The organism is Sulfurimonas sp. HSL3-2 (genome assembly GCF_039645965.1).
Taxonomy (GTDB): Bacteria; Campylobacterota; Campylobacteria; order Campylobacterales; family Sulfurimonadaceae; genus Hydrocurvibacter; species Hydrocurvibacter mobilis.
Map to the genome: position 1 here is coordinate 2158444 of NZ_CP147917.1, position 18756 is coordinate 2177199.

17 protein-coding genes are annotated in these 18756 nt (G+C 36.8%); 11 read left to right on the forward strand and 6 right to left on the reverse strand.

Going from position 1 to position 18756, the window contains the following annotated elements:
- Positions 1–244: 244 nt before the first annotated feature.
- The 4 genes from aroC to WCX87_RS10960 are packed head-to-tail and all read right to left on the reverse strand — an operon-like array spanning position 245 to position 3450.
- Positions 245–1318: a chorismate synthase gene (gene aroC, locus WCX87_RS10945; protein WP_345979923.1), complete on the reverse strand. Its 1074-nt coding sequence runs from the start codon at positions 1316–1318 to the stop codon at positions 245–247.
- On the reverse strand, positions 1315–1986 hold the full coding sequence (gene rnc, locus WCX87_RS10950; protein WP_345979924.1) for a ribonuclease III: 672 nt from the start codon (positions 1984–1986) through the stop codon (positions 1315–1317). The genes aroC and rnc overlap by 4 nt, the downstream gene beginning before the upstream one ends.
- A gap of 14 nt (positions 1987–2000) precedes the next feature.
- A complete protein-coding gene (gene rnhA / locus WCX87_RS10955; protein WP_345979925.1) occupies positions 2001–2432 on the reverse strand; it encodes a ribonuclease HI in 432 nt (143 codons plus the stop codon).
- The gene (locus tag WCX87_RS10960) at positions 2407–3450 is read right to left on the reverse strand and encodes a tetratricopeptide repeat protein (RefSeq protein ID WP_345979926.1); all 1044 of its coding nucleotides are present in this window, start codon (positions 3448–3450) and stop codon (positions 2407–2409) included. Before WCX87_RS10960 ends, rnhA begins: the two co-directional genes overlap by 26 nt.
- A gap of 114 nt (positions 3451–3564) precedes the next feature.
- Here WCX87_RS10960 and WCX87_RS10965 point away from each other — a divergent pair, with 114 nt between their 5' ends.
- Positions 3565–4245 carry a recombinase family protein gene (locus WCX87_RS10965; RefSeq protein WP_345979927.1) on the forward strand — a complete coding sequence of 227 codons (681 nt, stop codon included), beginning with the start codon at positions 3565–3567 and terminating at the stop codon, positions 4243–4245.
- An 11-nt stretch (positions 4246–4256) separates the two neighbouring features.
- Positions 4257–5711, forward strand: a complete 1455-nt coding sequence (ccoG, locus tag WCX87_RS10970; RefSeq protein WP_345979928.1) for a cytochrome c oxidase accessory protein CcoG — start codon at positions 4257–4259, stop codon at positions 5709–5711.
- A 48-nt stretch (positions 5712–5759) separates the two neighbouring features.
- Here the strand turns inward: ccoG and WCX87_RS10975 are convergent, their stop codons facing one another.
- Positions 5760–7469 carry an ABC transporter ATP-binding protein gene (locus WCX87_RS10975; protein ID WP_345979929.1) on the reverse strand — a complete coding sequence of 570 codons (1710 nt, stop codon included), beginning with the start codon at positions 7467–7469 and terminating at the stop codon, positions 5760–5762.
- Between the two features lie 13 nt (positions 7470–7482).
- Positions 7483–9471, reverse strand: a complete 1989-nt coding sequence (locus WCX87_RS10980; RefSeq protein WP_345979930.1) for a sulfatase-like hydrolase/transferase — start codon at positions 9469–9471, stop codon at positions 7483–7485.
- A gap of 106 nt (positions 9472–9577) precedes the next feature.
- Here WCX87_RS10980 and WCX87_RS10985 point away from each other — a divergent pair, with 106 nt between their 5' ends.
- The 9 genes from WCX87_RS10985 to WCX87_RS11025 all read left to right on the forward strand — a co-directional run bounded on the left by WCX87_RS10985 (position 9578) and on the right by WCX87_RS11025 (position 18749).
- A complete protein-coding gene (locus tag WCX87_RS10985) occupies positions 9578–10444 on the forward strand; it encodes an NAD-dependent epimerase/dehydratase family protein (protein WP_345979931.1) in 867 nt (288 codons plus the stop codon).
- An 18-nt stretch (positions 10445–10462) separates the two neighbouring features.
- Positions 10463–11353, forward strand: coding sequence for a glucose-1-phosphate thymidylyltransferase RfbA (rfbA, locus tag WCX87_RS10990; protein ID WP_345979932.1), 891 nt, complete (start codon positions 10463–10465; stop codon positions 11351–11353).
- The gene (gene rfbC, locus WCX87_RS10995) at positions 11354–11932 is read left to right on the forward strand and encodes a dTDP-4-dehydrorhamnose 3,5-epimerase (protein ID WP_345979933.1); all 579 of its coding nucleotides are present in this window, start codon (positions 11354–11356) and stop codon (positions 11930–11932) included.
- A complete protein-coding gene (gene rfbD / locus WCX87_RS11000) occupies positions 11925–12791 on the forward strand; it encodes a dTDP-4-dehydrorhamnose reductase (RefSeq protein WP_345979934.1) in 867 nt (288 codons plus the stop codon). The genes rfbC and rfbD overlap by 8 nt, the downstream gene beginning before the upstream one ends.
- Positions 12791–13801: a dTDP-glucose 4,6-dehydratase gene (gene rfbB, locus WCX87_RS11005; protein WP_345979935.1), complete on the forward strand. Its 1011-nt coding sequence runs from the start codon at positions 12791–12793 to the stop codon at positions 13799–13801. Before rfbD ends, rfbB begins: the two co-directional genes overlap by 1 nt.
- A gap of 222 nt (positions 13802–14023) precedes the next feature.
- Entirely contained in the window at positions 14024–15091 is a 1068-nt protein-coding gene (locus tag WCX87_RS11010; protein ID WP_345979936.1) for an O-antigen ligase family protein, read from the forward strand.
- Between the two features lie 2 nt (positions 15092–15093).
- Complete coding sequence (locus WCX87_RS11015; protein WP_345979937.1) at positions 15094–16554, forward strand: MBOAT family protein; 1461 nt, start codon at positions 15094–15096, stop codon at positions 16552–16554.
- 9 nt (positions 16555–16563) lie between these two features.
- Positions 16564–17628 (forward strand): hypothetical protein, encoded by a 1065-nt coding sequence (locus WCX87_RS11020; protein ID WP_345979938.1) that lies wholly within the window; start codon positions 16564–16566, stop codon positions 17626–17628.
- 41 nt (positions 17629–17669) lie between these two features.
- Positions 17670–18749, forward strand: a complete 1080-nt coding sequence (locus tag WCX87_RS11025; protein WP_345979939.1) for a glycosyltransferase — start codon at positions 17670–17672, stop codon at positions 18747–18749.
- Positions 18750–18756 lie beyond the last annotated feature (7 nt).

Consider the following 18756-nt stretch of genomic DNA (forward strand, 5'->3'; position numbering starts at 1 on the left):
GGTGGTGTACTATTACAGCATAGCACACCATTTTTTAAAATGCTTGCATTATGCCTAAAAATTACTTTATATTGGATGAATTTTTATCATTAAGATGCATGGCTTTAGTTTCATGCATCTACATGTAAGAAAAAAAGAGTGGCTTATGCTCTTGTAAATTTATGAGAGATGTCTGCCTCAAAAGAGGCAAGCTTTAGTGCCATAGCGGTCAGCGTAGTAAACTGGGTTTTACTCAGTTTACATTTTATAAATAGTAGTTTTTCACACCGTCGATGGTTCTACCCATATTGAGCAAAACCATGTCTGCAACGACGATCGCTGCCATCGCTTCACATACGATCGTTCCGCGGATAGCCACACAAGGATCGTGACGGCCTTTTAGCGAAAAATCAACCTCATCATTGTCTTTTGTTACCGTATGCTGCTCTTGAAAAATAGAGGGTGTCGGTTTAAAATAAACATTCAAGATAATATCTTCTCCGTTTGTTATACCTCCGAGGATCCCGCCTGCATGATTTGACTCAAAGCCGTTAGCACGGATAGGGTCGTTGTTTTGTGAACCGCGAAGTGACGCACTGCTGATGCCGTCACCGATCTCTACGGCTTTTACCGCATTAATACCCATCATTGCATCTGCTAAGATAGAATCCATCTTGTAGTAAAGAGGTTCGCCAAGTCCGATAGGTGAACCCTTGATCACGACACGAGAGACTCCTCCGACTGAATCATGAGCCTCTTTTGCTCTCATCACGGCATCTTTTTGCGCCTCTTCTACCTTTGCGTCAAGAGCATAGATAATGCTTTCTTTCGCATGATCATAGTCAAAACTCTCTGCTTTTATGCCGTCGATCTCACATATTCCGCTGACTATCTCTATGTTTAGCTGTTGTAACATCAGTTTTGCGACAGCACCTGCTGCAACGCGTGCAGCCGTCTCTCTTGCAGATGAACGTCCGCCGCCACGATAGTCACGGATGCCATATTTATGAAAGTAAGTAAAATCAGCATGTCCCGGACGAAATACATCTTTGATGTTCGAGTAGTCTTTTGACTTTTGATTTGTATTGTAGATTACCATAGCTATAGGCGTTCCTGTCGACATCCCTTCAAATACACCGCTAAGTATCTCGACTTTATCATCCTCTTGACGAGCTGTCTCGAACTTGCTTTTTCCCGGTTTTCTGCGGTCAAGTTCGCTTTGAATAAACTCCTCGTCTATCAAAAGTCCTGCAGGGACTCCATCGACTATACAACCGAGTGCTTTTCCGTGAGACTCGCCAAAAGTCGTAAAGCTAAATCTTTGTCCAAAACGGTTCATGAAAGTTCCTTCTGTAAAATCTCTATGGCTATAAACGCTGCTTCCTGCTGTGCGACTTTTTTGCTTTTTCCTACAGCTTTTGCATACTCTTTGTTTTCGATTATAACCGCTACTTCGAACTCTTTTTTATGATCAGGGCCCTTGCTTCCGACTAAACGGTACTCCGGAGTCACGCCGAAATGAGCCTGCGTAAGTTCCTGCAACGTAGTCTTATAGTCACGAAAAAGTGAATCTAAAGAGATCTCTTCGTAGTTTTCTTCGATAAGATTGATCACTATCTTTTGAACTTTTACAAGTCCAGCTTCAAGGTAGATCGCTCCCATTACCGCTTCAAATGCGTTGGATAAAAGAGAGGGTTTAGTCCTTCCGTCATTATTCTCTTCGGCATTGGATAAAAATATATGATCACCCAGTTTCAGTACGTTTGCAAGTTTATTAAAACCCTCTTCGTTTACCAGCGATGCTCTTATCTTTGAAAGTTTCCCCTCATCCGATTTTGGAAATTTTTTAAAAAGATACTCTCCGACCACAAGGTCAAGGACTGCGTCTCCAAGAAATTCAAGACGCTCATTATCGTAGGGCTGCTTATAGCTTTTATGTGTCAGCGCTTCAATAAGGAGCTGTTTGTCTTTAAACTTGTAACCCAGTGTTTTCTCTAACGACTCCATGTTACTCCTAAATTTTAATTTACCAGCCTTTTTTGTTTTTCGGCTTCCTCTTTAGCGATCTGATCGCACTTTTCGTTCTCATCATGCCCGTTATGCCCGCGGACCCATGTAGCTTGTATCTTATGAGGCTTTGAGACCTCGATATACTCTTTCCACAGATCGGGATTCTTTACTTTTTTGAAGTCTCTTGCGATCCAGCCGCCAAGCCACTCGTTTATCCCTTTGACGACATAAGAGGAATCAGAGATTACCTCAACTTCACAAGACTCTTTTAAAGCCTTTAAGCCTTCGATCACCCCTTTGAGTTCCATACGGTTATTTGTCGTATGTGCCTCGCCGCCGCTTACGATCCGCTCACGGTCATTGTATCTAAGGATAGTGCCAAATCCGCCCGGTCCTGGATTGCCAAGAGCGCTTCCGTCACTGAAAAGAGTTATTTTTTTCACTATATTCCTTAGAGATCATCGGTTCGCTTAAAGCAGAGTCTATCGAATGACAGTTTGGACACCTGTGAAAAGCAAACGGATATATCTGCTTACAGTTTTTACAGATATACTCAAATGTCAGAGCAGCACCTTTATAACCGCTTTTTCTCAAGTTTATCAAAAGATCAAACTCAAATACGGTGCTGCTCTCTTCCATATTCACAAAACCTTTTGCACTAAAAAGCTCTCGTAAATATACATTTTGTGAAATTATATCAAAATCGATAGCTTCCTTCTCTAGATTCCACAACAGATCACTTACTTTTTGACATTGTGACTGATCTAGATGCTGCCAAGCCGATTTTGGATCTTTTCTAAAAAGGTATTCGAAGATCAGATATGTCAATCTTTTATGGTCTTTGTAGATTGCTAAAAGTCTTTTGATCTTTTCATCTTCATCTATAGAAAAATCATTTAACAGCAAGATACACTCTAGATATATCTTATCGTTTTTGACATCTTCACCAAGCTCATCAAGAGGCTCCAAGACACCCAGTGCAGACTTATAGTCTTTAAGGTGTTCATATATAAGAAGCAGGTAACGCAAAGCCTGCGGTGTTCTCGGATTTGCTTTTAATATCTCTAAAAAGACATTTTTGCTTCTCTCTAAAAAGCCTGCTTTAAAATAGGTCTTTCCAAGTAAAAACATTATCTCTTTTTTATTTACGTCGTTCTCTTTATTGGCTAAAAGCTCATGATAGATCTCGATACTTTTTTCATATTCGCCGTTTTGCGAATAAAGATCCGCTAAAAGCAGCCATGATTTTGAGGATATATTTGACGACGAAATCAGCTCTTTTATCTCTGTCTGTGTAGGCGGTGTCTTAAACTGGCTTAAAAACCTGTCAAGATGACGGTGGTCGTCCTTTGCTTTAAAACGCCCCCACCAATAGCTAAATAGAGCTACCACAAAAACTATGACAAAAAAAACGATAATCCCGAAAAGCGGGTCTCTATATTCTATAAACAGCGTATTCATACTGAGATTATATCAAACAAAAGTACTAAGACAATATAAATTACAAAAATATCACATTGACGAATAAAATATTTTTCTTATTGACTTTTTACGTCAAAATTATGTACAATGACGATGAAACTAAAAGTTGAGAGGGGTTTTACCGTTATTATGGTTCACGCATATATTCGTTCCGATAAAAATTTTGAAGCTGCATATGAACAACTTAAGATGATAAATCTGTATGCCGAAAAAAAAGGGATCGTGATAGACGATGAATTTATAGATCAGAAATCTCAGAACAAACGCTTGCATGAAAGGGATGAAGTCGCTTCTTACTTTAAACATGGAGCAGGTGGAACTCTTTTGGTTTATGACACTTGGGTACTGAGTACAAATATGGAAGATGCGGTTCAGATGTTTAGCTGTCTGCTCAAAAATCGGTATGAAGTTCACTTTGTCAAACAATCTGTTATAATTAGCAATAAGAGCGATGTCATGCTGGTCTTAGGGCTTATAGACCAGCTTCGTCAAACTCTTCAGGAGAGTTCAAAGAGGTCTATAGGCAGACCGAAGGGGAGTCGTTCGTCATCCAAATTCGACAAATATCATAATGAGATAATATCGTATATTAAATCAGATAAAAGTGTAAGTGAGATTGCTAGGTTATTACATGTAAGTCGTAGTTCTTTAAAGGACTATATAGAGTCTCGTGAACTTAAAGAGGTCGCTTCCGGCTCACTAGTTCACAATACGCCCGAAAATGCAGAAGAGACGGTGATCAATAAGATCACTTGTCCAGTCACAACAAAATAAGGAGATATAAAATGGCTACAGATTCACAGCCGACACCAAAAGACACAGGAATTCCATGGAGAAAGATGAGATATGTTGCGTATGCTCTTGCAACAATCTTAGCGCTTTCTATACCTTGGATCACAGTAGATGGAAATCATCTATTTTTACTTAGTTTTGACAAACTAAAACTTCATCTTGGATTTGTACAGTTTGATATGCAAGAGATGTATCTTATGCCTTTCTTACTGATGATACTGTTTTTAGGCGTATTTGGTATGACAGTTATGGGGGGTCGTGTATTTTGTGGATGGGTATGTCCTCAGACAGTATTCCGCGTGATCTACCGTGACCTTATTGAAACAACGATCCTTGGACTTCGCAAACGTATAAAGAACAAACAGCAAGAACCGGATATGAGTAAAGCCGAGAACAAAGTCAAAAAAGCTATCGCAATAACTTTATGGATCGTTCTTGCGACTATTGCTGCGGCTGACTTTTTATGGTTTTTCATTCCGCCGGAAGATTTTTTCCAATACATAAAAAATCCTGCAGACCACATGGTTATGATGGGATTCTTGATCGGTGTAGTTGTCTTTTTGGTATATGATATCATCTTCTTAAAAGAGAACTTTTGTGTCTATGTCTGTCCATATTCTAGAATCCAATCTGTTTTATATGATGATGACACAGTCATGGCTATATACAACCCTCACCGCGGTGGAGAAGTATATAATGAGAACAAAGAACTGGTATTTACAAAACAAAAAGATCTGCTTGAAGTCAATCCGACTGCAGAGTGTACGACATGTCTTAGCTGTGTGACTGTTTGTCCTACGCACATAGATATCCGTCAAGGTCTGCAGTTAGAGTGTATCAACTGTCTAGAGTGTGTCGATGCCTGTACGGATGTTATGGGTAAACTCGGTAAAGAGAGTCTGGTTGTATGGTCAAGTGAACGCGAAATCTTAGAACAAGCAGGAAAAACAAGATACTTCAGGCCGAAGATCATAGGTTATGCGGTTATATTAGTGATCCTTGCCGTTATCATAGGGCTTATGGGAAGCAAGAAAGAGCATATGCTGTTAAACATCAATAAAGAGACTCGTCTTTATGCGATCGAAAAACTTGCTGATGACAAGTATAATGTGAAAAACTCTTATATATTCCTGCTTCAAAATACACAGGATAAAGATTACAGATTCTACTTCGACATTATCCCGCCAAAAGGTATGGAAGGCAAGATAAAAGTTGAACAGCCGACAAAACCGTTTACGGTAAAACCTGATGTCAAAAAGAAAAAGATAGTCACGCTTTATACTACAGACATGCTGGTAGACGATGCGAGTAAAGATACTGTTATCCCTATCACTATCAAGGCATACGCTTTAGATAAAGATGGAAAGATAATAGATAAGATAGTCGTTTTCAGAAAAGCAACATTTACTTTCCCTCGCGAAGATGTTTTAAAAAGAGAGACTGAATAGTCTCTTCTTTCCAAGCTTACATGTAAGGATCACCTTACATGTAAGAACTTAAGCCTCTAATTTTCCCGCTAATTTTTTATATATATCCGAACTCTCAAGAAGTTCTTTATGAGTGCCGCTTCCCACTATCTTACCTGATTGAAAAACAAGTATCTTATCGGCATCTTCTATCGTACTGAGTCTATGGGCGATCGTGATCGTTATCTTGTCTTTCGCATAGTTTTTAAGAGCGTTTTGAATACGTTTCTCACTCTCGTTGTCAAGCGCACTCGTCGCTTCGTCAAAAAGCAGAAGTGAAGCATGTTTATAGATAGCACGTGCGATCGCAATACGCTGACGCTGACCGCCTGAGAGATTAGCACCGAACTCTTCCATCATCGTATCTATGCCCTCTTCCAAGCCGCTGACAAACTCTGAAGCATCTGCAAGTCTTAAAGCTTCATTGACACGCTCTCTGTCTATCTCCTGTCCATAAGCGACATTTGAAGCAAGTGTGTCCTGAAAAATATAAACACGCTGAGAGACAAGCGAGATATGGTGACGCAGTGATTTTTGCGTATAGGTTTTAATATCTTTTCCGTTTAGACGGATTTCACCGCTTGAGGTATCGTAAAAACGGAGGATCAGGTTTATAAGTGAACTTTTTCCACCGCCGCTGTCACCTACAAGTGCTATATTCTGTCCATCTTTCGCACTAAAACTGATATCTTTCAGAGCATGTTTATTTTGATATTTAAGCCCTACTTGTAAAAATTCTATCGATCTGATATCGTCTATCAGTTCTATCTCTCCGTCTTTAATCTCATTCGCCGTGTCCAGAATCTCAAATACCCTTTCACTTGCCGCGACTGCATCTTGGATCCTGCGATAGATGGAACTGATTCGGCGGATAGGCTGAAAAACAAGCCCGACTGCTGTTAAAAACGCAGTAAACTCACCGACACTCATATTATTATTGTAGACCTCATGCCCTCCTACAAATATGACCGCTGCAAGTCCGGCTGCACCGATAACTTCCATAATAGGTGAGACCAGTTCGCCTACATAAACGGACTTCATATTTATCTTAAAGAACTTCCAGTTCTCCTCCGAAAAGCGCTTCATCTCAAACTCTTCGGTCGCATTGGCTTTAATGATCTCGCTGTTGTTGAACACTTCCGTCAGTCTTGTCACGACATCCGCATTTTTTGCCTGAGAACGGTGTGAATATTTTTTGAGTTTTCTTGCGATCGCTATCAACGGATAGATTATTAAAGGCACGAGGATCAACGAATAAAAAGCAAGCGTAGGATTCAAATAGATGACATACCCTATCAATGCTATGACAGTGATACTTTCACGCAAGAGTTCGGGCAGCATATTTGATACAAAGTACTCTATTCTCCCGATATCGTTTGTAACACGGGAGATCATCTCTCCGCTTCTGTTAAGGTATAAAAAGCTCATATCCAGTTTTATAATCTTATCTAGGAGCAGTTCTCTAAAACGTGTGACTATGTGTTGACCGATATAACTCATATAAACGGATTGAATATAGCGGCCGAGTGATTTTAAAAAATAGATACCGATAAGTCCTATCGGGATAAGATAGAGCATCGTTTCATCGCGTTTTATAAACATATCGTCCATTAAAGGCTGCATGATCTGTGCAGTTGCAGTAGTTGCGGCGACTGTCAGAATAATACCTATCAGGACAATAAAATATTGAAACTTATACTCTTTTATATAAGGCAGATAGCGCTTTAATACTTTTTTCAATGATACCCTTTTTTTATTTTTGTGATTTTATCAGATACTCGGTCACTGCTAAAGATGCTTTATAATAACGATCACACTCTTTTTGCAACTCCGTATTTGGATGTCCGGCTTTAAAACCGCCGTCATTGGCGATCAATACACCCGCTTCGTTAAATCCACAATGCAATCTCTCTTTATCAAGCAGATTTGTGCCTATCGCCGTATATGGAACATCGGATAACGTCAAATTATAAAGCGTCGGAAAAATATCTTTATCAGAACCCGCCAGTTTCGTATCTATACCCTCGACTTTATAACGCAAAGCAGACGGAAGATAGATATAAAAAGGAATACGCTTCGTCTGGGTGTAATAATCGTCATAATGCATAATCCCCTCTACCGTGTTATTGTCTCCTGTAATTGCGACTACGGTATTGTCTTTGAGTGAAGATGTCTTTACACTCTCTAGAAAATTACCGACCATATCCAGAGCATACTGATAGTCCTGAAATCTTTGATGATCCAGATCAAGATCGCCCACAAGATGTTTTTTCAGCTCATCAGAAAAATGCAGCTCTTTACTATCGTAAGTCTCATCCAGTTTATAAGGCGGATGATTGTTTGTCGTCATGACCACGATCAACAGAGGCTTTTTCGCTTCTTTAAGTGTCTGCAGGACAAACTCATGCAGATATTTGTCGTACACTCCCCAGTCATGAGAGACTTTATTTTCATCAAGATGCAGTTTTTCGATGATCGCCGCTTTGCCATACACATGATCAAAGCCTTGACGAGAAAAGAACGCTCCAACATTTCTCCAAGAGAGATCGCCGCCATATACGAACATAGTTTCGTATCCCGCTTTTTGATAAACCCTCGCACTTGCTTGGGAAAATGATGTATTGAGATAATTACTTTGTCCAAACGGTGTTGATTTCGGACGAGCCGTTATGTTAAGCATCAACGGTTCGAGGTCTTCGATGGTCCCGTTTGAAGCCGATATGAAATTTGTAAAAAGAATATCGCTATAAAAATTCTTTTTAAGTGAACGCATAATATCAAACTCTTCACTTTGATAATCCAGTATCGGCATTCCAAAACTTTCAACGACATCTAAGACCACGTTCGGCGGATTTTTTTCTAAAAAGAGATCTTTTTTTGTTTTGTATGTGATATTTGATAAAAGATCCGTTTCATTTATATCTTTCTTGCCTGTATGCAGCTTAAAGGCTTCGACTATCTTCCCCTGATATCCGCTCATCTTAATAAGGTCATAGTCGCCTCTTTTACTTTTTTCATACTGATCTTCCGCCTTTATCATGGCATGAACCGCGTTTTGAGGAAGTTTGTTTATCATAGGATCGCTCGAAACGTCAGGAATATAAACTGCCAGCGGAAAAAGTCCTACAGAACCGCGTACAGCCAAGAAGACAACAATAAAAAGTGCTAAGAAAAAACCGCTTTGTTTAAAATAGCTCCAATCTTTATGTTCTATATCCCTCTTATTTTTTATAAGTTTTGAGACTATGTAATATCCGCTGATTACATACACAAACCCTACAAGTCCGTAAAACCAAAGATTATAGTTTTTGCGGGCTATCTCAAAAAGAGCTTTCGTATCATCATCGAATATTCCAAAGACCATCAGTGTCATATGATCGCCAAAAAATGAAAAGTACCCGATATCCGTGACTATAAGTGCAGAAAGGATCAAAAAGATAATAAAAAAGTAGATCTTAAAAAACTGATTTACGATAGCATTTAAAAATCTGGCTCTAAATATCCACATTAAAAAGAGCACTAATACCGGAGATATAAACGTATAAGCTAATGCACTGATATCGAGTCTGAAACCTATCCAAAATGCATATGCGAGTTCTGATAACGAATATGTCGCCCCTTTCGCATAGTTTACAAAGAGGTAGATACGAACCAGGCTCATCAACAGCAAAAAGAAGAGTTCCACTTTGAAAAATAACTTCAATTGCTGTAGTAAAAATGAAAAATGCTGTGTTTTATTCATATGAAATTATATCCTAGTATGTTGTTTATCTAAAAAAGCGAATTAATTAGTAATTTTATCTTAATTAGGTAAAATTACCGAACTTAGACACTATATAGGATTTATTTTGAAAAAAAGAGTACTAGTAACAGGCGGAGCCGGATTTGTAGGAAGCAATCTTTGTGAAAGGTTAGCACAAGATGAAAACAATGAAGTATACTCTCTTGACAACTACTTTACGGGGAGTAAAGACAATCATGTACCTAACGTGACCTACATAGAAGGTCTGACTGCCGATATAGATCAACTTATAGATTTTGAACCTCATACCATCTATCATCTTGGAGAGTACTCAAGAGTCGAACAAAGCTTTGACGATATAGAAAAAGTCTGGAGATACAACAAAGACGGGATCTTTGCAGTTCTGCAGTTTGCTCGTAAGACAGGGGCAAAAATAGTCTATGCGGGAAGCAGCACAAAATTCGGCGACGGTGGACTTGGGCGCAGTCAGTCCCCGTATGCTTGGAGTAAAGCGACAAATACTGAGCTGGTAGAAAACTACGGAAACTGGTTCAATGTCCCGTATGCAATAGTCTACTTTTACAATGTTTACGGAAAACGTGAGATCCAGACAGGAAAATATGCTACTTTGATCGCTCTGTTTAAAGAGAAAATGAGAAAAGGCGAACCTCTAACAATCGTCAGTCCTGGAACACAAAAAAGAAACTTCACACATGTCGATGACATCATCAACGGTCTTGTGCTTGTGGGAGAGAACGGATACGGAGACGAGTTTGGAATCGGTAGTCCGGAAGCGTACAGCATCAAAGAGATCGCTGAGATGTTCGGCGGTAAAATAGAGATGCTTCCTGAAAGAAAAGGAAACAGAATGACTGCAGATGTAGTCACAGCAAAAACTGAAGCGCTAGGCTGGAAGCCTACCCGCACAATAGAAGAATATATCAAAGAGATGAGAGCAAATGATTGGAACTAAAAAAGGAGATATGAACATATGAAAGGCATAATCCTAGCCGGTGGAAGCGGGACAAGACTTTATCCGATCACAAAAGGCGTGAGCAAACAGCTTGTACCTATCTATGATAAACCAATGATCTACTATCCTCTTTCAGTTTTAATGCTTGCAGGAATCACTGAGGTCCTGATCATCTCGACTCCGCATGATCTTCCAAGGTTTGAAGAGCTTTTAGGTAATGGAAGCGATATAGGTATGAAGTTCTCGTATGTTGAACAGCCCTCACCTGACGGATTGGCTCAAGCATTTCTTTTAGGCGAAAAGTTTATCGGTGATGACGATGTATGTCTGATCCTCGGTGACAATATCTTTTACGGGCACGGTTTGACAAAACTTTTAGCTCAAAGTGTAAAGCATGCACAAGAGGAAGATAAGGCAACTGTTTTTGGGTATTATGTCAGAGATCCTGAACGTTACGGTGTTGCAGAATTTGATGCGAACGGTAATGTGACAAGTATAGAAGAAAAGCCTAAAGAGCCAAAAAGCAACTATGCTGTGGTGGGTCTTTACTTCTATCCAAATGATGTTGTAAAAAAAGCAAAACTTGTGAAGCCAAGTGCCAGAGGCGAGTTAGAGATAACGACACTTAATCAAGATTATTTAAATGAACAAAGACTTAAGGTAGAGTTAATGGGCAGAGGATATGCTTGGCTCGATACCGGGACGCATGAATCTCTTCTTGAAGCCAGCCAGTTTATCCAGACGATTGAAAACCGTCAGGCGTTAAAAGTTGCCTGTATAGAGGAGATAGCTTACGAGATGGGATATATCTCTAAAGAAAAGCTCCTTGAACTTGCACAGCCACTAAGCAAGAACCAATATGGCGAGTATCTTATAAGAAGAGCTTCTCAACCAAGAGGTATTAGATAGATGACATTTAATAGAACAGCTATCCCCGATGTAATTATCTGCGAACCTAAAGTCCACGGTGATAATCGAGGATACTTTGTAGAAACATTTCGAGCCGATAAATTAGAAGAGTTCTTGGGATACAAGATAAACTTCTGTCAAGACAATGAAAGTAAAAGTTCACGCGGCGTATTGCGCGGTCTTCACTATCAACTCCCTCCTCATGCACAGACAAAACTTGTTCGTGTTATCCAAGGCCGTGTTTTAGATGTGGCAGTTGACATACGAGAGGGTTCTGCAACATTTGGACAGCATGTCGCAGTCGAACTAAGTGGCGAAAACAAAAGACAACTTTTAGTACCTCGCGGTTTTGCACACGGATTTGTCGTGCTTGAAGATGAAACCGTATTTGCATATAAAGTAGACAGTTATTACAGTCCTGAATGTGACCGAGGCATAGCTTTTGATGATAAGGATCTCAATATTGACTGGCAGATACCGCATAATGAACTCAATCTATCGGCAAAAGACAAAGTACAGCCTCTGCTAAAAGAGACAAAAGACCTGTTTAGATTTGGAGTAAACTATTATCATGCTTAATATTTTAGTAACCGGTTCAAACGGTCAAGTCGGCAGCGAGATAAAAGCTCTACACGGTGATTATCCCTATAACTTTTTTTTCACTGATAAAGATGCTTTAGATATAACTGCCTATGAAGATGTAGAACAGTTTTGCCAAGAGAAGAACATCCAAACGATTATAAACTGCGCAGCCTATACGGCGGTAGATAAGGCCGAAACTGATAAAGAAAGTGCGGACAGTATCAACCACTTAGCAGTCAAAAACCTCACAGAGATCTCAAAAAAGCACGATATACAGCTTATCCATATCTCTACAGACTATGTTTTTGACGGTAAAAACTATAAACCGTATAGTGAAGATGACACACCAAATCCAAATGGTATCTACGGAAGAACAAAGCTTGAAGGTGAAAAAGCGATGCTGCAGATCAACCCTAAAGACTCAGTCATCATTAGAACATCGTGGGTGTACAGCTCTTATGGTGCTAACTTCGTCAAAACGATGCTTCGTCTAGGCAAAGAGAAAGAGGTTCTCGGCGTTATATTTGACCAAGTCGGAACTCCGACTTACGCCAGAGATCTGGCAAGAACGATACTCGAGATATTGCCGAATATCAAAAACGAAAAAGTAGAAATATACAACTACTCGAACGAAGGAGTTCTTAGCTGGTATGACTTTGCAAAAGAGATCATGCGTATGGCAAAACTCGATTGCAAGATCAATCCGATTGAAACAAAAGACTACCCGACTCCGGCTGAACGTCCGCATTATTCTTTGCTTAACAAATCAAAGATAAAAAACGAATTCGGCATCACGATACCTTTTTGGAAAGACAGTTTGGATAAATGTTTAAAAATGATGGGAGAGAGAAAATAATGAAATCGATTTTATTAACAGGAACAGCAGGATTTATTGGAAGTAACTTTGTACCCTATTTTTTAGAGAAATACCCAGAGTACCATTTAGTCAACTTGGACCTCTTAACATATGCAGGAAACCTTGAAAATCTCAAAGAGTGTGAAAACGATCCAAGATATAAATTTATCAAGGGAGATATCTGCAACCGTGAGCTAGTCGAATTCATCTTTAATGAATACGATATCCAAGGTGTTATCCATTTTGCAGCAGAATCACATGTCGATAACTCCATAAAAAATCCCGGTATCTTTGTACAGACAAATGTAAACGGAACTTTTACACTGCTTGATGTCGCTTACAAATACTGGATGGATAAACCCTTTACATGTAAAGAAAAATACAAAGACGCAAGATTCCATCACATATCGACAGATGAAGTCTATGGAACACTTGGCGAGACTGGACTATTTACAGAGACTACTCCTTATGCTCCGAACTCTCCTTACTCGGCAAGTAAAGCAGGCAGTGATATGATAGTGCGCAGCTATCAGGAGACTTACGGGCTCAACTCGGTCATCACGAACTGCTCGAATAACTACGGTCCTAAACAACATGATGAAAAACTGATCCCGACCATCATTAGACGTGCACTGGCAAATGAACCTATCCCGATCTACGGTGACGGTAAGAATATCCGCGACTGGCTTTATGTACTTGATCACTGTAAAGGGATCGATCTTGTCTATCATACGGGCAAAACAGGTGAGGTCTATAACATAGGCGGAAGAAACGAAAGAACAAACCTTCAGATAGTCGACAGGATCTGTACTATCTTAGATGAAAAAGTTCCTTCAAGTAAAAGCTATAAAGAGTTGATAACATTCGTAGAAGACAGAGCAGGACACGACAGACGCTATGCTATCGATGCGACAAAACTAGAAAGCGAACTTGGATGGAAAGCCGATGAAAACTTCGACAGCGGTATCATTAAGACTGTTGCATGGTATTTAGGAAAATATATCAATTAAATGAAAATTATTACTATATTGCAAAAAAACATCTTAATTTTAAGAGAAAAAATCAATTTTCTCTTTAGCTACTTAATTATACTATATGCATTTATTATGCCTATTCGAATCTCTAAATCAGAATATTTGATGTATCTCTTAATCCTCCTTTGGATTATAAGCTTAGACTACAAAAAACTTTTTATATTCATCAAAGAAAGTAAATTATTTCAAAGTATCTTAATGTTAACACTTTTGATTTTACTATCCTATACTTGGAGTACAAGTCAATCTACTATTCCAACTCATTTCTATTATTCCGATATGGCTGGTTACTTCTATAGATATAGCATGTTTTTTTTATTTCCAATGATCATAATATTTACAAAACTTAAAAAAGAATTCATTCCCATGGTTATTGGTAGTTTTATACTAGCTATGATTGTTAATGAACTTATATCCTATGGTGTCTTTTTTGGATTATGGACAACCTTAAGAGGAACCCCTGAGAATCCTATTCCTTTTCACAAAAACCATATAACTTACAGTGCATATTTAGCATTTACCATATTACTGTCATTGTATAAATTTATTCATATTCAAAATAAATACAAAAAGCTATTCCTTTTATTGTTTCTTACTACAATGAGTATAAATCTTTTTATGTCTGCTGGGAGAACAGGTCAATTTTCCTTGTTTATCACCGCTATCTTTCTTAGTTTTATTTATATCAAAAACATAAAAACTTTATTGATGACTTTTATAACATTAGTAACTGTTTTTATCTTGGCATTTAGTGTTATGCCTACATTCAAACATCGAATTACCCAAGCAGAACAGAGCATAAAAAATATTTTAGAAAATAAGAATAAGGACACTAGTCTCGGTACAAGGATTATGGCTTTCGACACGATTCCATATCTAGTAAATAAAGACAACCTTCTCTTTGGAGTAGGGATGGGAGATAAACCGTACTATGTTAGCACAACATTAAAAAAAGATTATCCGTATAGATTAGTTAACTTTGATAAACACGGATTTTTACATAACTCTCATATAGAGATATTAATTTCCAATGGAATAATAGGTTTATTACTATACTGTTCCATATTCTACTTTTTGTTCACAATCAATGTGAAAGATAAATTAATTAAATACATATCTTACACACTGGGTATATCTTTTTTATGTTTTGGGATGGTCGCTGATATTTTCTTTTTTCGTGCAATAATGTCATTATTTTCACTGTTTTTAGGAATTATAATATTGCAAAAATATGAAGAACAAAAATTAATTAAGAATGAAAATTAAATATGTTATTTAACTCATATGAATTTATTTTTGCATTTTTACCATTAACATTTTTTATCTATTTTTTTCTCTTAAATAAAAGACTGTTAACTGGAGCAAAAGGGTTTTTAGTTTTTGCTTCACTATTTTTTTATAGTTGGTGGAACATTGCATATTTGCCTCTCATTCTAGTATCTATGCTTTTTAATTATGTATTAGGAAATTCATTAAACTCTAACTTTAAAAAAATAAAAGTACATAAGCGATCATTGCTTATTTTTGGAATCTTCGCTAATCTTGCATTACTAGGTTATTTTAAATATGCTGATTTTTTCATTTCAAATGTCAATAACCTATTGATAACAAATATCCAGCTACTTCATTTGGCCCTACCTTTAGGTATAAGTTTTTTCACTTTTCAACAAATAGCATACTTAGTTGACAGCTATAGACAAGAGACAGAAGAATATGATTTTTTAAACTATGGCTTATTTGTAACTTTTTTCCCTCAGCTTATTGCTGGACCTATTGTTCATCATAAAGAGATGATGCCACAGTTCTCATCAAAATGGAACTTGGCTAAAAATTACAAAAATATAGCCCTTGGCATATTTATTTTTTCTATCGGTCTGTTTAAAAAAGTTGTTATCGCAGATACCTTTGCGGTATGGGCGACAACCGGATTTGATCATGCTGAATCCTTAAATATGTTTGCAGCTTGGGCCGCTTCCCTTAGCTATACATTTCAGCTTTACTTTGACTTTAGCGGATATACAGATATGGCCATTGGGGCTGCTTTATTATTTAATATAAAATTACCTATCAATTTCGACTCTCCATATAAAGCAAAGAACATTCAAGATTTTTGGAGAAGATGGCATATAACTTTGAGTAGATTCTTAAAAGACTATATATACATTCCATTAGGAGGAAATAGAGTTTCAGAATATAGAGTTTTCACAAATTTACTACTTACTTTTATTCTTGGCGGCTTATGGCATGGAGCTGGATGGACATTCGTCTTCTGGGGTTTTTTACACGGTTTTGCATTGGTGATACATAGAATATGGAAGCACTTTAATTTAACTATGAATTCCATTCTTGCTTGGTTTATTACTTTTAACTTTATAAATATATCTTGGGTTTTTTTTAGAGCTAAAACATGGGATGATGCGATCAAGGTTCTTTCCGGTATGCTTGGGTTTAATGGAGTAATGCTTCCTGAGAAATGGATGTCTTCACTCTCTTATTTACCAATAAATAATATTCAATTCGGAACTGTATTCCAAAGTATTTCAGGTAAAGATAATACTACTACTTTTATACTCGCGGCATTTATCTTAGTACTTTATTTTAAAAATACTATGCAATTAAGTAATAGTTTTAAACCTGATTATAAAAACTTGATCTTAACACTTGCTATACTTCTTATATCATTATCGATGTTTTCTCAAGTATCTGAATTTTTATATTTTAATTTTTAAGTAGGGCAAATGACTTCAAAAAAATATGTTAAGTACATCATTATCGTTTGTATTGCTTTTGTAAGTTACCATTTTGTTGTATGGAACTTATTTACTTCACAAATTTTCAAACTAAAAGAAGGTACATCAGTTGGTGATTTAGGTAGAATGTCTTATCAAATAGACATGTTAGACCATAAAACATTAAAATATAACTTGCCTAAACAACATATCAATAATACAAATTTTAAAGATAAAAAAATTGACATGATCACAATTGGCGACTCTTTTTCTAACGGTGAAGCTTTTGGTCCAAATCCCTACTACCAAGACTTTTTAGCAAATAGATTCGATATAAACATCTTAAACCTATCAAAGTATAAGAGATACAATGCTTTTGAAACGATAGTTGGATTATATAATAGTGGATATTTAGCTAAAGTAAAACCAAAATGGATAGTAATAGAATCTGTAGAAAGACTAATCCCAGATAGATATGCTAAAGATATCGATTTTAATATTAAGGATGTAAAAGCTATTCCTGCTATAAAAATTACCAAGGTACCTACTATTTCTGTTGGTATGATAAATACAGCCAACTACAAGCTCCCATATTACACTGTAAAATATTATCTTGATGATCATGCCCAAAAATATGTCTACAAACTTAACTTAAACAAAAAATTATTCTCGACTGACAATGGAAACAAAATATTGGTATATTGCGATGATATTTCTCATATTCCTAAATTTACAACTAAAAATATTCAAAAGATCAATAATAATTTTAATAAATTAGCTCATCTCTTAAAAAACCTAAATATCAAGCTTTATTTTATGCCGGCACCAGATAAGTATGATCTATATTATGACTTTATCACAAACAACAAGTATCCAAAAAATCATTTTTTTGATCAAATCAGACCTTTAAAAAAAGATTACTATTTTATCGACACAAAGCAGATCTTATTACCATTGCTCCAAAGTGGGGTCAAAGATATTTACTGGATCGATGATACGCACTGGACACAAAAAGCAAGCTATGCTATTGCTAATAGTAAAACGTTTACGAACGATTCATTATTTCATAAATGAAAATTTGATAAAATGTTTTATTATTTCACAAAGAAGTTAACTTGACCAAAAAACAACCAACAGCAGTAATATGTCTTTCTCCAAATAAAGGTGGTATGGAGTTGGCATCTTTAAAACTAGCAAAAATATTATCAAATTATGTCGACATTACGTTAATCATTCAAAAAGATCACTTTATACACGAACAATGCTTAACAAACAAAGACTATGCTACTTTAAAATTTGAGACGATCTCTTTTCGATCTACCCTAAGCCCATCTATTATATATCATGCCAGGCATATAGTACAAAACAATTATATTAAGAATGTTATATTTGTTGGGGCATCAGAATTAAAATCTTTGTATTTTTCTTTTTTAGGATTAGACATAAACCTCATAGTAAGACATGGAACCACAAAATCAACACCGAAAAAAGATTGGTTTCATAAACTTATATATTCTGATGTTAACTATCATGTAGCAATATCAAAACATCTCTCAAAAAATGTACAAAAAATCGTTCCTTTTGGAAAAAATACAAAATTAGTCACTATCTATCCGTCAATGCCAAAAGAATGTTCGAATCAAGAAAGAACTTATAATAATTCAGAACTAAAGCTTTTACATGTCGGTAGAGTGACTCCTGGTAAAGGCTTAAAAGAAGCCCTTGAAGCATGTAGTATTTTATATGAAAACAATATAAACTTTACTCTAGATAGCTACGGCGGGGTATCATCAAAATATGAAGAAGAATTTACATCGTTTATAGAAACACTGATATATAAAGATGCTTTTCATTTATGTGGTTTTACAAATAACATCTATGATGAATACCAAAAACATGATATATTTATTTTTCCTACTAAAGGTGAAGGGTTTGGCAATGTGATGATGGAAGCAATTTCTCATGGAATCATTATTTTATCTTTTGATAATACAGCTATATCAAACTTTAAAGAGATGGGGTTTCACATTCATCTAGTTAAAGATGGAAGTATAAAAGCCCTTAAAGAAAAACTATTTTACATTGCAAATAATATTGAAGAAGAACGACAATTTGCCTTAGAGAATATAAGTTTATCAAGAAAATTATTTGCACCAGAACGGGAAGCAAATGATTATCTTAAACTATTACTATAAATGGAGT

What these genes read in the sequence shown, in the direction of transcription:
- WCX87_RS11015 (WP_345979937.1), top strand. Translation starts at nt 15,094, where the DNA reads ATGTTATTTAACTCATATGAATTTATTTTTGCATTTTTACCATTAACA.
- rfbB (WP_345979935.1), top strand. Translation starts at nt 12,791, where the DNA reads ATGAAATCGATTTTATTAACAGGAACAGCAGGATTTATTGGAAGTAAC.
- WCX87_RS10980 (WP_345979930.1), bottom strand. Translation starts at nt 9,471, where the DNA reads ATGAATAAAACACAGCATTTTTCATTTTTACTACAGCAATTGAAGTTA.
- ccoG (WP_345979928.1), top strand. Translation starts at nt 4,257, where the DNA reads ATGGCTACAGATTCACAGCCGACACCAAAAGACACAGGAATTCCATGG.
- rnc (WP_345979924.1), bottom strand. Translation starts at nt 1,986, where the DNA reads ATGGAGTCGTTAGAGAAAACACTGGGTTACAAGTTTAAAGACAAACAG.
- WCX87_RS10960 (WP_345979926.1), bottom strand. Translation starts at nt 3,450, where the DNA reads ATGAATACGCTGTTTATAGAATATAGAGACCCGCTTTTCGGGATTATC.
- aroC (WP_345979923.1), bottom strand. Translation starts at nt 1,318, where the DNA reads ATGAACCGTTTTGGACAAAGATTTAGCTTTACGACTTTTGGCGAGTCT.
- rfbC (WP_345979933.1), top strand. Translation starts at nt 11,354, where the DNA reads ATGACATTTAATAGAACAGCTATCCCCGATGTAATTATCTGCGAACCT.
- WCX87_RS11010 (WP_345979936.1), top strand. Translation starts at nt 14,024, where the DNA reads ATGTTAACACTTTTGATTTTACTATCCTATACTTGGAGTACAAGTCAA.
- WCX87_RS10965 (WP_345979927.1), top strand. Translation starts at nt 3,565, where the DNA reads ATGAAACTAAAAGTTGAGAGGGGTTTTACCGTTATTATGGTTCACGCA.
- WCX87_RS11020 (WP_345979938.1), top strand. Translation starts at nt 16,564, where the DNA reads ATGACTTCAAAAAAATATGTTAAGTACATCATTATCGTTTGTATTGCT.
- rfbA (WP_345979932.1), top strand. Translation starts at nt 10,463, where the DNA reads ATGAAAGGCATAATCCTAGCCGGTGGAAGCGGGACAAGACTTTATCCG.
- rfbD (WP_345979934.1), top strand. Translation starts at nt 11,925, where the DNA reads ATGCTTAATATTTTAGTAACCGGTTCAAACGGTCAAGTCGGCAGCGAG.